The sequence below is a fragment of the Bradyrhizobium sp. UFLA05-89 genome, from assembly GCF_059803475.1.
Genome location: NZ_JBANBA010000041.1, coordinates 34,556 through 49,617 on the forward strand (window position 1 = coordinate 34,556; position 15,062 = coordinate 49,617).

Annotated in this window: 12 protein-coding genes; 4 read left to right on the plus strand and 8 right to left on the minus strand. The window is 63.0% G+C overall.

The genetic code is table 11. From position 1 onward, the window contains the following. Positions 1-200: 200 nt before the first annotated feature. From SO139_RS21805 to SO139_RS21830, 6 genes are read right to left on the minus strand one after another with little or no spacing between them, the layout of a single operon-like run. Positions 201-1,013, minus strand: a complete 813-nt coding sequence (locus SO139_RS21805) for an HAD family hydrolase (protein WP_449381078.1) — start codon at positions 1,011-1,013, stop codon at positions 201-203. Beyond that, positions 1,010-1,552, minus strand: coding sequence for a gluconokinase (locus SO139_RS21810; protein WP_449381077.1), 543 nt, complete (start codon positions 1,550-1,552; stop codon positions 1,010-1,012). Before SO139_RS21810 ends, SO139_RS21805 begins: the two co-directional genes overlap by 4 nt. Continuing rightward, the gene (gene pgl, locus SO139_RS21815) at positions 1,539-2,288 is read right to left on the minus strand and encodes a 6-phosphogluconolactonase (RefSeq protein ID WP_449381076.1); all 750 of its coding nucleotides are present in this window, start codon (positions 2,286-2,288) and stop codon (positions 1,539-1,541) included. Before pgl ends, SO139_RS21810 begins: the two co-directional genes overlap by 14 nt. Further along, positions 2,288-3,802, minus strand: a complete 1,515-nt coding sequence (zwf, locus tag SO139_RS21820; RefSeq protein WP_449381075.1) for a glucose-6-phosphate dehydrogenase — start codon at positions 3,800-3,802, stop codon at positions 2,288-2,290. Before zwf ends, pgl begins: the two co-directional genes overlap by 1 nt. A 13-nt stretch (positions 3,803-3,815) precedes the next feature. After that, entirely contained in the window at positions 3,816-4,817 is a 1,002-nt protein-coding gene (gnd, locus tag SO139_RS21825; RefSeq protein ID WP_449381074.1) for a phosphogluconate dehydrogenase (NAD(+)-dependent, decarboxylating), read from the minus strand. A gap of 14 nt (positions 4,818-4,831) precedes the next feature. Further along, complete coding sequence (locus SO139_RS21830; protein ID WP_449381073.1) at positions 4,832-7,681, minus strand: bifunctional transaldolase/phosoglucose isomerase; 2,850 nt, start codon at positions 7,679-7,681, stop codon at positions 4,832-4,834. Between the two features lie 395 nt (positions 7,682-8,076). Here SO139_RS21830 and SO139_RS21835 point away from each other — a divergent pair, with 395 nt between their 5' ends. The 4 genes from SO139_RS21835 (at position 8,077) to SO139_RS21850 (ending at position 13,703) form a co-directional block, all read left to right on the plus strand. Continuing rightward, complete coding sequence (locus SO139_RS21835) at positions 8,077-8,625, plus strand: hypothetical protein (RefSeq protein WP_498540559.1); 549 nt, start codon at positions 8,077-8,079, stop codon at positions 8,623-8,625. A 302-nt stretch (positions 8,626-8,927) separates the two neighbouring features. Further along, on the plus strand, positions 8,928-10,871 hold the full coding sequence (locus SO139_RS21840) for a PrkA family serine protein kinase (protein WP_449381071.1): 1,944 nt from the start codon (positions 8,928-8,930) through the stop codon (positions 10,869-10,871). Between the two features lie 13 nt (positions 10,872-10,884). Further along, positions 10,885-12,162 (plus strand): YeaH/YhbH family protein, encoded by a 1,278-nt coding sequence (locus SO139_RS21845; RefSeq protein ID WP_474799635.1) that lies wholly within the window; start codon positions 10,885-10,887, stop codon positions 12,160-12,162. Then, the gene (locus SO139_RS21850; RefSeq protein WP_449381069.1) at positions 12,159-13,703 is read left to right on the plus strand and encodes a SpoVR family protein; all 1,545 of its coding nucleotides are present in this window, start codon (positions 12,159-12,161) and stop codon (positions 13,701-13,703) included. The genes SO139_RS21845 and SO139_RS21850 overlap by 4 nt, the downstream gene beginning before the upstream one ends. A 200-nt stretch (positions 13,704-13,903) precedes the next feature. Here SO139_RS21850 and SO139_RS21855 read toward each other — a convergent pair whose 3' ends face one another. After that, complete coding sequence (locus SO139_RS21855) at positions 13,904-14,353, minus strand: DsrE family protein (RefSeq protein ID WP_449381068.1); 450 nt, start codon at positions 14,351-14,353, stop codon at positions 13,904-13,906. A gap of 29 nt (positions 14,354-14,382) precedes the next feature. Then, on the minus strand, positions 14,383-14,985 hold the full coding sequence (locus SO139_RS21860; protein WP_449381067.1) for a hypothetical protein: 603 nt from the start codon (positions 14,983-14,985) through the stop codon (positions 14,383-14,385). Positions 14,986-15,062 lie beyond the last annotated feature (77 nt).

Consider the following 15,062-nt stretch of genomic DNA (forward strand, 5'->3'; position numbering starts at 1 on the left):
CGAGAAGTGCATCACGAGTGTTGCAATTGGATGGTCTGACACCACCAAGTCTGTTGCAAAGAATCAGCTCGAAATCGGGCCTTGTAATTGATGCAGATCAATTCGGCGCGTGGCCCATGCCAGCCGCCCGGTCGTCCATTGTCTGCTTCTCGGCAGCAGAGCGGACATCCCAGAAATGTTGCTAACGATGAGCAAGCGCCTTAGTCGATCCCGTTGCGCTTCAGGATCATCTCGATGGCGCCGGCAAAGCCTTCCTGCTCGTTGCTCGTCGTGACGTAAGTTGCCTGCTGCTTGACATTGTCCGCTGCATTGCCCATCGCGATCGACAGGCCGCTGACGCGAAACATCGCAAGGTCGTTCTGCATGTCGCCGATAGTCGCGACCGCATCGGTCGAGATGCCGAGCCGTCGCGCCATCGACTGGACGAAGGTGCCCTTGTTGCAGCCGGGCGGGGTGACGTCGAGATAGTAGGTCTGCGAGCGAATCGCCTCGGCTTCAGTCCCCAGCGCTTCCTGCATCACTTTTTCGCAGGCCTCCAGATGCGGCGCGTCGGCGCTGGCGCCGACGATCTTGCATGCGCTCGAAAGATAGGACGTGAAATCGCTGACGATGGTCGGATCGGCGCGGATCGTGTGCTGCTCGTGACCGACGTACTTCCCATCCGGATTGCGGATCAGCCACTTGTCCGACGTGAACAGCCAGATATCGACGCCGAACTCGTCGAGGATCTTGATGCTGCGCTCGGCGGCTGAGGCGGGGATCAGATGCTGCTCGACCGGCATCATCTGCGGATCGACGATAGAGGAGCCGTTGAAGGCACCGATCGGCAGCGAGAGCGCCAACGGCTCGATCAGGAAGCGCATGCCGATGCTGGGGCGGCTGGAGGTGATGGTGAAGCCGATCCCGGCATCACGCAGTCGCTGCACCGCGGCCCTGGCGCGCTCGGTGAGCGTCTTGTCCTTGGTCACCAGGGTGCCGTCGACGTCGGAGACCACAAGTGAGATGGGGGTCATGACATGGCCTTGTGCTTCTCGCTGCCGAATCTCAACTGCCGCAACACGCCATCTACGATCGCCTCGACGGTCTCGTCGATCGAGACTGTGATCACGTGTTCGCTCGCTTCCGGCGGCTCCAACGTTGTGAACTGGCTGGTCAGCAGCCCGGGTGGCATGAAGTGGCCCTTGCGGAGGGCGAGGCGGTCGGCGATCAGCTCCTGGCTGCCCTTCAGGAAGACGAAGCGGACGTCATCACGTCCACGCAAGAGCACGTCGCGATAAGTGTGCTTCAGCGCAGAGCAGGCGATGATGACGTGCTCGCCAGCCTTGCAGGCACGCGCGATCTCGTCGGCGATGGCGTTGAGCCAGGGCCAGCGGTCCTCGTCGGTGAGCGGCTGGCCGGCGCTCATCTTCGCGACATTGCTCGGCGGATGGAAACTGTCGCCGTCCTCGAAGCGCCAGCCGAGCCGCTCACCCAGTGCTTCCGCAACCGTGCTCTTGCCCGAGCCCGACACACCCATCACGATCAATGCACAAGGTGCTTCACTGCCCGCCACGAATCCCCTCCGGGAGCGCGGCCTGGTCGACCAGCCAGACGGTCTCACCATTCGAGCGCGCGCGTACGGCCGGCAGGTTCTCGCCATTGAGGAGCCGCGTCAAGATCGCTTGCTTGTCGGACCCGGCAATCTCGAACAGCATTTCGTGGCATGATGCCAGAGCGGGCAGGGTGAGCGAGACCCGCGGCACGAAAGGCGCGACATTGGCCTTGGGTACGCCGACGACCCAGCGCTCTGTCTCCTCGACCGCGGGATAGCCGGGAAACAGCGAAGCGGTGTGGCCGTCCGGTCCCGCGCCCATCAGGACCAGGTCGAACAGTGGGCGCGACGGATCGAGCTGGTCCCCACCATAGAAGGATTGGAGCTCGTGCTGATAGGCCTCGGCGCTCTGATTAGGATTCTCGGTCGCGGTGGGGATCGGGTGGACATGGCCGGACGGTGCGCTGCGATCGAGGAGGATCGTGCGCGCTACCGTCATGTTGCTGAGGGGATCACCGTCCGGCACGAACCGCTCGTCGCCGATGAACCAGTGCACGCGCTCCCAGGGAATCTTGTCTCGCCAAGCCTCGCTGGCGAGCAATTGATAGAGCTTCTTCGGGCTCGATCCGCCGGTGAGGCAGATCGCAATGCGGCCCGGGTTGGCCGCAATGCGCGCCATCACGCGTTCGGCCGCGGCCCGCGCCAGCGCATCGGCGTCGGCTTCGACGATCAGTTTCGGCTGGTCGGCCGCAGCCATCACGAATATTTCCGCCAGCTGCGCCCATCGCGCCGGAGTAGCTCGTCGGCGCAGGAGGGGCCATCACTGCCGGCACGATAAGTCTCGATGCCGTTGGTGCCCGCCTTCTTCCAGGCATCGAGGAACGGCTGCACGGCTTGCCACCCGGCTTCGACGCCGTCGGCGCGCTGGAACAGGATGTTGTCACCGATCATGCAGTCGTAGATCAGCGTCTCGTAGCCGGTGCTCGGATCGGCCTTGAAATAGTCGCCGTAGCGAAACTTCATCTCGACACCGTCGATCGTGACGCTCGGTCCCGGAATCTTCGCATTGAACTGCAACTCGATGGTCTCGGTCGGCGCAATACCGATGGTCAGGAAATTCTGCGACAGGCGATCGACCGTGGTGCCGCTGAACATCGACAGCGGCGCCTGCTTGAACTTGATCGCAACCTCGGTGCGCTTGTGAGCCAGCGCCTTGCCGGTACGCAGATAGAAGGGCACGCCGGCCCAGCGCCAGTTGTCGATCAGGAGCTTTAGCGCCACGTAGGTCTCGGTCGTGCTCCCGGACTTGACGTCCTCGGTCTTGCGATAGTCCGGGATATCGGAATCGCCGACGCGGCCTGCCAGATATTGCGCGCGCACCGAACTCTTCAGCGCTTCCTCTTCGCTCGGTTGCTGGATCGCGGAAAGAACCTCGGCCTTTTCGGAGCGGACGGAGTGCGCATCGAAACGGCTCGGCGGCTCCATCGCGACCAGCGACATCAGCTGAAACAGATGGTTCGGCACCATGTCGCGGAGTGCGCCGGTGGCGTCGTAGAAGCCGCCGCGATGACCGACGCCGAGCCGTTCCTCCACCGTGATCTGGATGTGGTCGATATGGTTGCGATTCCAGATCGGCTCGAACATGCCGTTGGCAAAGCGCAACACCAGGATGTTCTGCACCGTCTCCTTGCCGAGATAGTGATCGATCCGATAGATCTGGTGCTCCTCCATGATCTTCAGGAGCTCGGCATTCAGCGCGCGGGCCGAGGCAAGGTCGGTGCCAAATGGCTTCTCGACCACGAGCCGCCGCCAGGCGCCGTTGTTCTCCTTCATCAGTCCGGTGCGGCCGAGCTCGCGCGCGGTCGGTGCAAACGCCGCCGGCGGGGTCGCCAGATAGAACAGCCGGTTGCCGCCGGTGCCGCGGGAGCATTCGAGCGCGTCCAGATGCTCGTGTAGTTTATCGAAGGACGCTGGATCCTTCGTATCGGCCTCGACAAAGGTCACGCATTGCAGGAGTTGCCGGGCGACGACGTCGTCCACCGGACGGGTGGCATGCTCGCGCAGGCCCTTCAACAGGCCGTCGCGCAGCTCGTCATTCGACATGCCCTTGCGCGCGACGCCCACCACGCAGAATTTCTCCGGCAGCAGGTTCTCGGCGGCGAGATTGTAGAGCGATGGGATCACCAGGCGATGGGTGAGATCGCCGGTGACGCCGAAGATGACGAAGGCGCAATTTTCGGGCTTGCGTTTGGGCTGCGGGTCTTTTGTCACGAATGGCGGGCCTTCAGGCTTTGGGCTTGGGTGCGCCCGGTTGTTTCGGCTCCTTGTGCCCCCCGAATCCGGCACGCATGGCGGAGAGGATTTTCTCCGCAAAGGTATGCTCCTTGCGTGACCGGAAGCGGGCAAACAGCGCCGCGGTCAGCACTTCGGCCGGCACCGCCTCGTCGATCGCCGCATTCACGGTCCAGCGCCCTTCGCCGGAATCCTCCACGAACCCCGAATATTCCGCCAGCGCCGGGCTGTCGGCGAGAGCGGTCGAAGTCAGGTCGAGCAGCCAGGACGGGATCACGCTGCCGCGCCGCCAGACCTCGGCAATGTCGGCGAGATCGAAATCGAAACGATGATCCGCCGGCAGCGCCTCGATGTCAGCATTCTTGAGGATGTCAAAACCCTCGGCATAGGCCTGCATCAGGCCGTACTCGATGCCATTGTGGATCATCTTGACGAAATGACCGGCGCCGACCGGGCCGGCGTGGATGTAGCCCTGCTCGATGCGGGGATCGCGGCCCTCGCGTCCGGGCGTACGCGGGATCTCGCCCGCGCCCGGCGCAAGCGTGCCGAAGATCGGATCGAGCCGGTCGACGACGGCTTTGTCGCCACCGATCATCATGCAATAGCCGCGGTCGAGCCCCCAGACGCCGCCGGAGGTGCCGACGTCGACATAGTGGATGCCACGCTCCTTCAGCGCTTTGCCGCGGCGGACGTCGTCCTGCCAGAAGGTGTTGCCGCCGTCGATGATGACGTCACCGGCTTGCATCAGCTTTGCGAGCGTCTCGATCGTCGTCTCGGTGATGCGGCCGGCGGGCAGCATCACCCAGGCGGTGCGCGGCTTGTCGAGCTTGGCGACGAACTCTTCCAGCGTGCTCGCGCCTTGCGCGCCGTCCGCCGCAAGGTCGGCGACGGCCTTGGCGTCCTTGTCATAGACCACGGCCGAATGGCCATTCCGCATCAGCCGGCGGACAATGTTGCCGCCCATCCGGCCGAGGCCGATCATGCCGAGCTGCATTGACCTATCCTCTTTCAGTTCAACGCTTGGGAGAGCGCGGCGTTCAGCGCGGCAAGGCCTTTCTTCAGCCCGCCCTTCAGGTGCACGCGGAGCGCGCGTCGTCCGCGCTCGGTGAGAACATCGAAGTCGCCGCGCGCCTGCGCCGCCTTGATGACGCCAAAGCTCGCCTTCTGGCCCGGCACCGGAAGGTCCTCGGCGTCGTCGGTCGTGATTTGCAGGAACACGCCGCTGTCGGGCCCGCCCTTGTAGGCCTGTCCGGTCGAATGCAGGAAGCGCGGACCGAATTCAGCGGCGGTGGCGACACGGCGCTTTTCGAGCACCTCCGTCCGCATCGCCTGCAAGGCTTCGATCGTGGCCTTGTCGCGCGCGATGTAGCCGAGCAGGGCGACATAGTCGCCTTGCCGGGAGCGGTCGAGATGCGCTCTCAGCCAGGAGGTGAGGTCGCCGTTCGCGCCGGCGGCACGGAGCGCTGCGGCATTGGCGTCGTCGGTGTAGAGATCGGCGTCCGCGGTGCTGACGACCGGCTCCTCCGGCGGCAGCGCGCCGGTCTTCTCGAACGCGGCGGTGAGCTCGCGGGTCTTGATCTTGGCTGCTTCCACGTCGGGCTGGTCGAACGGGTTGATGCCGAGGATGGAGCCCGCGACCGCCGTCGCCATCTCGAAGCGGAAGAACTCCTGGCCGAGATGGTCGACCGACTTCATGAGGATGCGCACCACGGGATGGCCGGCCTTCTCGAGCGCGGAGAGCATCCCGTCATGGACGGCATCTGCTTCACCCTCGGTGCGGATGTCGATGAAGAAGCGGTCGTCTCCATAGACTGAATGATCGACCAGCGGCTCGCCGTCGATCGGGATCAGGCCCTTGCCTTCCTTGCCGGTCGATTCGGCGATGAGCTGCTCGGCCCAGGCGCCGAAATCGGCGATCTTCTTCGAGGCGTAGATCGTCACCTTGTCGCGGCCTTCCAGGCCTGCAAGGCCCATCGCGAGGCCGAGCTGCACGCCGGGATTCTCTTGCGGCGGCACGTCCGGTCCGCATGAGCGAGCCATCGCGAGCGCGTGCCCGATGAAGCTCTTGACGTCTATGCCAGCGGTCGCGGCGGGCACGAGGCCGAACGGCGAAAGCACCGAATAGCGTCCGCCGATGGAGGGTTCGCCGTGGAAGATGCGGGCATAGCTGAGCTTCTTGGCAGCCTTTTCCAGCGAGGAACCGGGATCGGTGACCGCGATGAAGCGGTGGCCGGTCTTCACCGACGGCCCGACCGCCTTGGCGACGCGGTCATAGAAATAATCCTTCATCGCGTTCGGCTCGGTGGTGCCGCCGGATTTGCTGGAGACGATGAAGACGGTGTTGGCGATGTCGATCTTGGCTTCCATCGCCCGTACCTGCGCCGGGTCGGTCGAGTCGAGCACGTGCAGCTTGGGGAAGCCGGCTCTTCTCGCGAACGTCTCGGCCAGAACTTCCGGACCGAGACTCGATCCGCCCATCCCGAGCACGACTGCGTCGGAAAAATGCTGGCCCTTCACCCGGTTCGCATAGTCGGCGTAGTCGGCGACATCGGCCTTCGCCGCGCTGTCGAGCCAGCCGAGCCATTTGTTCTCGTCCGTGCCGGTCCAGACCGACTTGTCGCGCTGCCAGAGCCTGCGGATTTTCGCCGACGCCCGCCAGTCTTCGGTGCTCTTGGTCACGGCCTTGCCGAGCCCCTCGCCCAGCACAAGCTGCTGGCGGTTGATCGCCGTCCCTAGCACGGTGGCGCGCTTATGGGCGACCGCGCCATAGAGCTTGTCGGCGGCGTCGGCAAACAGCTTCACGCCGTCCCTGACGAGCTCCTCGGTGATCTCGTCAAGAGAGATGCCGGAGCGCTCGAGCTCCTCCAGCACGTGGGCGGCCTCCTCGACATTCTCCTCCAGGCTGTCGCGCAGCTTGCCGTGGTCGCGGAACGCATCGAGCGTCGCCGGCGGCACGGTGTTGATGGTGTTCGGGCCGATCAACTCCTCTACATAAAGGACGTCGCTATAATCCTTGTTCTTGGTGCCGGTGGAAGCCCACAGCATCCGCTGCGGCTTCGCACCCTTGGCGGCGAGCTTGTCCCAGCGTGGCCCGGAGAACAGGCGCTTGTAGTCCTGGTAGGCGACCTTTGCATTTGCGATCGCGACCTTGCCCTTGAGCGCCGCGAGACGCTCTTTTTCGCTGGGATCGTTGGCGCGGGCGATCTTGTCGTCGAGCTGCTTGTCGACCACGGTGTCGATGCGGCTGACGAAGAAGCTTGCGACGCTTGCCACATGCGACGGATCGCCGCCGCCAGCCACGTATTTCTCAAGGCCCGCAAGATAGGCCTCGGCGACCTCCAGATAGACCTCCTTGGAGAACAACAGGGTGATGTTGACGCTGATGCCTTCGCCGATGAGCTGTTCGATGGCCGGCAGGCCCTCCGGCGTCGCCGGCACCTTGATCATCAAGTTTTTGCGATCGACATCCTTCCAGAGCCGCCGGGCTTCGGCGACCGTCCCTTTGGTGTCCATGGCCAGATAGGGTGACACCTCCAGGCTGACGAAGCCGTCCTGGCCCTTCAGGTGGTTATAGACCGGGCGCAGCACGTCGGCGGCGTTCTGGATGTCCTCGACTGCGAGCTGCTCGAAGAGGTCGGCGACCGGACGGTCGCCGCGCTTCAGCGCCTTGCCGATCGGGGCGTCATATTCGTCCGAGCTGCCGATCGCCTTTTCGAAGATCGACGGGTTGGAGGTGACGCCCTTGACGCCGTCGGTCTCGATCAGCCGCTTCAGGTCGCCTTCGGCGATGAAGCCGCGGGCCAGGAAATCCAGCCAGACGGCCTGTCCGTGCTTTTCCAGTTCTTTGACGGGATTCATGATCACTCTTTTCTCCGAGCCGGTGGCAGGCGAGGGGTTCCCGCGCCGGTCCTGACGCGCTATGGTGTGTTACCATGGCCTTGGGAGGGAACCAATCAAGGGTATGTGCGTCGTACTCTCGGCATAACTCCGTTGAGAGCGTAGCGATCCAGTTGATCGGGCGCGTCGTTGCGCGAAAGTCGTTGGCCGCCAAGTTTATCGGCCTGAGACCGTAGCGTAGCGTCAGCCTTGGCTGAGCGGAGTTTCGTGTCGCTGGCTCAAGCATTTGCCCGTGCGGCGGGTTGCCTCAGTTCATTCATGAACTGCCGTGCTGGCGGATAAGCATGCACGCAAATTTTGACGACCTTGCGATTGCCGTCACGCCGCGTCCATCTGCCTTTCCTGCCGATCTCGACGTGTCCAACGATCTCGATGTCGGTCATAGCTTTTCCCGCCTCGCAGAGCCGATTGTGCTGGGGTTTGTCATGCCCCTTTTCAGCGCCGCGCTTGCCTTCGAGTTGTGCGGCGGCCTTGGCGCCTGTGAGCGGGCGGCGGGCCGCGCGGGTGTTCTGCTGTTCGGGCTCGTCATCTGCCGACTGATCTGGATGTCGCTGGCCGAGCGGTGCGCGACCGTCAGCCACCACCGCATCCGCGATCTGCGTGCCGGCGATGAATTCCTGCTCTGGGACTCGATCGAAGACGTTTCGGTGCGTGAAAGCTACGGATGCAAAACCGTTATGCTGACGCCGGCGCTGCGGCGGCAACTTCGCAGCGTCAGGAGCAGAGGCGCGATCTCGCCGCGGAATGACACGGATTTCAGCGTCATCGCTCCGGCCGGGCCGGCGACGGACTTCGCGACGCTGCTGCGAGCCTGCCTGGCTTGCCACGACGCGAGCAAGCTGCGCGCCGCATTGCAGCAGAAGAGCCATCACGACGTTCAAGGCTTCGCCGTCAAAGCGTCATAAGTTTGCCGTCGGCGGGGCAGCTATGTTGCGCTGCCGGATGGACCAATCCCCGGTAACGCCCGGATGTTGCCGCGGGGCGACATTTGCTGGAAATTAGCACGTACGGGTATAGATTCGCATAAATAACAGGCAAGTGCCTGTTCGTAACTCACCCGGTGCCTACGTAGTGCGTTGCGCCAACAAGGTGCTCGGGTGTCCAATGATCGTCATGTGCTCACGCTGATTCGAGACGGGCGCTGAGGAACGGTCCGGTAACTGCTTTCGTTTCAGCTTGAGTGGCGGAAATCACGCGGAGAGGGATCATGTACAACGATTCTTTGTTCAACGCTTTCGCTCGGTCGTTCGAGGCGAGAAGCCAGCACGACATGTCGATGGCGGAATATCTGGAATCGTGTCGAAGCGATCCCATGAAGTACGCGAATTCAGCCGAGCGACTACTAGCTGCGATCGGTGAACCCCAGACGATTGACACGGCCAAGGACCCACGCCTTGGCCGTATCTTTTTGAACCGCACGATCCGCACCTATCCGGCCTTCGCCGGCTTCTACGGCATGGAGGAAACGATCGAGCGCATCGTTGGTTTCTTCCGTCACGCCGCGCAAGGGCTCGAAGAACGCAAGCAGATCCTCTATCTGCTCGGCCCGGTCGGCGGCGGCAAATCATCGCTCGCCGAGCGGCTCAAGTCGTTGATGGAGGTGCAGCCCATCTACGTGCTGAAGGCTGGCGATGAACTGAGCCCGGTGTTCGAAAGCCCGCTCAGCCTGTTCGATCCCGAGCAGCTCGGACCGATGCTGGAAGAGAAGTACGGCATTCCGCGCCGGCGTCTCACCGGTCTCATGAGCCCGTGGTGCTACAAGCGGCTGGAGGCCTTCGGCGGCGACATCTCGCAATTCCGCGTCGCCAAGATCCAGCCGTCGCGGCTGCGCCAGATCGCGATCGCCAAGACCGAGCCCGGCGACGAGAACAATCAGGACATCTCCTCGTTGGTCGGCAAGGTCGATATCCGCAAGCTCGAGACCTATGCGCAGAACGACCCGGATGCGTACAGCTATTCCGGCGGTCTCAACCGCGCCAACCAGGGCATCCTCGAGTTCGTCGAGATGTTCAAGGCGCCGATCAAGATGCTGCACCCGCTGCTCACTGCGACGCAGGAGGGCAACTATATCGGCACCGAGAACATCGGTGCGATCCCCTTCACCGGCATCATCCTCGCGCACTCGAACGAGGCCGAGTGGGCGAGCTTCAAGTCCAACAAAAACAACGAAGCCTTCATCGACCGCATCTGCGTGATCAAGGTGCCTTACGTCCTGCGGTACACCGAAGAGCAGAAGATATACGAAAAGCTGATCCAGGGCTCAGAGCTCGCCTCGGCACCTTGCGCGCCTGCGACGCTGGAGACGATGGCGCGGTTCTCGGTGATGTCACGTCTGCGCAAGCACGAAAATTCCACGCTGTTTGCCAAGATGCGGGTGTACGATGGGGAAAGCCTGAAGGAATCAGATCCCAAGGCGCGCAGCGTTCAGGAATACCGTGATGCCGCCGGTGTCGATGAGGGCATGGACGGCGTTTCCACTCGCTTCGCCTTCAAGATCCTGGCCGCGACCTTCAACCACGATCCGCAGGAGGTCGCTGCCGATACCGTGCATCTGATGTACGCGCTGGAACAGGCGATCCGCCGCGAGCAGCTTCCCGAAGAGACCGAGAAACGCTACCTGGAGTTCATCAAGGCCGAGCTTGCGCCGCGTTATGCCGAGTTCATCGGTAACGAGATCCAGAAGGCCTATCTCGAATCCTACTCGGACTACGGCCAAAACCTGTTCGATCGCTACGTGGACTATGCCGATGCCTGGATCGAGGATCAGGACTTCAAGGATCCCGATACGGGACAGCTCCTGGATCGCGAACTCTTGAACCAGGAGTTGACCAAGATCGAGAAGCCGGCCGGCATCGCCAACCCGAAGGACTTCCGGAACGAGGTGGTCAAATTCTCGTTACGGGCCAGGGCTCAGAATAGCGGCAAGAATCCGAACTGGACCTCTTACGAGAAGATTCGCGACGTGATCGAAAAGCGGATATTCTCTCAGGTCGAGGACCTGCTTCCGGTGATCTCGTTCGGTTCGAAGAAGGACGGCGAGACCGAGAAGAAGCACGGCGAGTTTGTCGCACGCATGGTGGAGCGCGGCTACACCGAGCGTCAGGTTCGCCGGCTTGTCGAATGGTACATGCGTGTGAAGCAGGCCGGTTGAGGCGGATGAGACAGTGGCCCACATTATTGACAGGCGCCTGAACCCGGGCGGCAAGAGTCTTGAGAACCGCCAGCGGTTCTTGCGTCGGGCCAAATCCCTGGTGCAGGGCGCCGTCAAGAAGACCTCGCAGGAACGCGATATCAAGGACGTCCTGGAAGGGGGGGAGGTCACGATCCCCCTCGACGGGATGCACGAGCCGCGCTTCCGCCGCGAGGGTGGCACGCGCGACATGGTGTTGCCGGGGAACAAGAAGTTCATCGAGGGCGACTATCTGCAGCGTTCGGGGCAGGGCGGCGCCAAGGACTCCGGTCCCGGTCAAGGTGACAGCGAGGATGCCTTTCGCTTCGTCTTGAGCCGCGACGAGTTCGTCGATCTCTTCCTCGACGATCTCGAGCTTCCCGACCTCGCCAAGCGCAAGATCACCCAGACCGAGAGTGAGGGCATCCAGCGCGCCGGCTACACCACGTCTGGCTCACCTGCGAACATCTCCGTCAACCGGACCGTCCAGCTCGCGCTCGCCCGCCGTATCGCGTTGCGCCGTCCGCGCAAGAGCGAGATCGATGAGCTGGAAGCAAGGATCGCCGAATGCGCCGACGAGGACGAGCGCGCGGCGCTCCTCACTGAGCTCGAGAGGCTGAAGGCGAAATCCAAGCGCATCCCCTTCATCGATCCGCTCGACATCCGCTACCGCCGCTTCGAGACGGTGCCGAAGCCTGTGGCGCAGGCGGTGATGTTCTGCCTGATGGACGTCTCCGGCTCGATGTCCGAGCACATGAAGGATCTCGCCAAGCGTTTCTACATGCTGCTCTACGTCTTCCTGAAGCGCCGCTACAAGCACGTCGAGATCGTCTTCATCCGCCACACTGACCGCGCGGAGGAGGTGGACGAGCAGACCTTCTTCTATGGTCCGGCCTCGGGCGGCACGCTGGTGTCGAGCGCGCTCCAGGCGATGCATGAGATCGTGCGCGAGCGCTTCAATCCGTCGGACTGGAACATCTACGCAGCCCAGGCCTCCGACGGTGACAACTCCTATTCCGACGGCGAGCTCGCCGGCATGCTCCTGACCGAGAAGATCCTGCCGGTCTGCCAGTTCTTCGCCTATCTCGAGGTCGGGGAGTCCGGTGGCAGCGCGTTCGATCTCTCCGACTCCTCGCTCTGGACGCTTTATGACCGCCTGCGCAACAGCGGCGCGCCGCTGTCGATGCGCAAGGTCAGTGAGCGCAGCGAGATCTTCCCGGTGTTCCACGACCTGTTCCAACGCCGCGAAAATCAGGAGAAGGCCGCTCCATGACGGACAAGACCGGGCGATTGTTCGAGGGCGCGGATTGGGACTTCCACACCTTGCAGCGTATCCACGATGCCTGCGAGGATGTGGCGAAGAAGGAGCTCGGCCTTGACGTCTATCCGAACCAGATCGAGGTGATCACCGCCGAACAGATGCTGGACGCGTATTCCTCCGTCGGCATGCCGCTGTTCTACAAGCACTGGTCGTTCGGCAAGCACTTCGCCTTCCACGAGGCCTCCTACCGCAAGGGCCTGATGGGCCTCGCCTACGAGATCGTCATCAACTCTTCGCCATGCATCTCCTATTTGATGGAGGAGAACACGGCGACGATGCAGACGCTGGTGATTGCGCATGCTGCGTTCGGCCACAACCACTTCTTCAAGAACAACTATCTGTTCAAGCAGTGGACCGATGCCGACGGCATCCTGGACTATCTCGACTTCGCCAAGACCTACGTCTCGCAATGCGAGGCGCGTTATGGCCGCGTCGAGGTCGAGCGCACGCTCGACGCGGCGCATGCGCTGATGTCGCACGGCATCGACCGGTATCCCGGCAAAAAGAATATCGATCTGCGGGCTGAGGAAAAGCGCGCCGGCCGCCGCCGTCAGCACGAGGAGGAGGTCTTCAACGACCTCTGGCGCACCGTGCCCAAGGGGGCGGCCAAGAGCCGGTCGGTGCTGAGCATCGAGCGTCGCCGCAAGCTGCTCGGTTTACCGCAGGAGAATCTGCTCTACTTCCTGGAAAAGAGCGCGCCGCGGCTGGCGCCCTGGCAGCGTGAATTGCTGCGCATCGTCCGCCACATCGCGCAGTATTTCTACCCGCAGAGCCAGACCAAGGTGATGAACGAGGGGACAGCGACCTACGTCCACTATCGCATCATGTCGACCCTGCATAAGCAGGGCCGCATCACCGACGGCAACTTCCTCGAATTCCTCCAGTCACACACCAACGTGGTGTTCCAGCCCGAGTTCGACGATCCGCGCTTCTCCGGCTTCAATCCCTATGCGCTCGGTTTTGCGATGATGCAGGATATCGAGCGGATTGCGACCAATCCGGAAGCTGAGGACCGAGAGTGGTTCCCGGACATTGCCGGCAAGGGCGACGCCATCGGCGTGCTGCGCGACGTCTGGGCGAATTACCGCGACGAGAGCTTCATCGGGCAGTTCCTCAGCCCCAGGCTGATGCGGCACCTGCGCATGTTCCATCTCCACGACGACCCCGAGGAGCGCGCCGGCATTCGGGTCGACGCCATCCATGACGAGCGCGGCTTCCGTCGCGTCCGCCGCGAGCTGGCGCGGCAGCACGATGTCGGCTTCATCGATGCCAATATCGAGGTGGTCGACGTCGATCTCGCCGGCGATCGTCGGCTGATCCTGCATCACCACGTCATCAAGGGTTCGCAGCTCAGCGAGACCGACGCCAAGCGCGTGCTCCAGCATCTGGCCGATCTCTGGACCTACGACGTGTCGTTGATAGAGGTGGATGCCAACGACAAGGTTTTGCGGGAGTACGTCGTGAGCCCGCGGCCGATCCCCGCAGCGGCGTAACGCTCACGCGTGAAGCGTGCCCCGCGATGGAGTCCGGCAAGCCGCATCCCCATTTTCGCCGTCATGCCCCGGCTTGACCGGGAAATCCAGTACGCCGCGGCTTCTCGATTGAGAGACGCCGTCTCTGGAATGCTGGATCGCCCCGTCAAGCCGGGCGATGACAGCTGAGCTTGGGGCGGCGACACCAACCTCCGTCGACATCACGGCCGCAAATACAAATACCCCCGCGATTGCAGCTCCGCGAGGCGAACTACGCCGCCTTTTTCCGCGCTGACGAAGCCGGGCAAGAGATCCTTCAGCGTGATGTTCTGCGCCTTCATGGTGTTGCCGCAGGCGGCGAGCTCCACGCCGTCCCGGGAGAAATCGCCGACGCGCTTGCTGACGTCGGGATTGGCTTGCGCCGAGTGAAACGCCTTGAGCGCCGGCCCGTGGATGACGAGCGCGATCGTCACGTGCTCCGGGCCGCCGACGCCGTCGATATGGTTCTGGATGTTGCCGAGCACGAAGTTGACCTTCTCGGCATCGCTCAGATGATAGACCACCTTCAGCCTGTCTGCTGGCGTCGGTTCGGTCGCGGCCTTCGCGCGCGACGCGGCGAAGGCCGCGCCCAACGTTGACACTGCGCTCCACAAGATATTACGTCGATTCATCGCGTGCTCAGAAGTTCGGGTCGAACCTATCACTTGTGGCGAAGCGCGGCGAGTTCCTTGCGGTCGGTCACGAGCGAGGCGCACTCGCTGGTGTCGGTGCGGTCGAGTCGGAAAATCTTGTCGTCGGCGCCGGCGACCAGCGATTCCTTGGCGTCGTCGTCAAGTTTGTTGTTCTGCCAGACCTTGATGCGCTCGAGCCGCACGATCGCCGATTTATCATCCTTCGCCAGCGCGATCCCGATGCCGCCGCCGTCGCAATCGACGCCGCAGCCGAAGCGGACCTCGTCGCCATTGTCCTGAAACAGCGCGTGACCGCAGGAGCCGGAGGTGTCGAAGTCGCCCGAGCGGTGCCGATATCGGAAGCCGAGGCGGAAGGCGTAGTGCAGCTCCTTGTCTTCTTTCTCGTATTCGGCCGAGACCAGCAGCTTCATGGACGCAACCTTCTGCTTCGGATGCCGGTCCAGATGGTCGGCATCGTAGCGGCGGACGAAGCAGGCATAGGCCTTGTGGCCGGGCGCGCCTGCAAACATTCGCGCGTCAAAAGCATCGGACTGGACCTTGCTGGCCTCCTGGGCGTGGCCGGTGCCGCCGAGAGCGGCGAGGGTGAGGGCGACGAGAAGGGGGTGTTTCATGTGTGGTCCAGAGCTCTCTTCGAACCGAAGTGTCCGGCTGGTGGTCGGGCAGGGTATTTGGCGGTTAGTCGCTACGC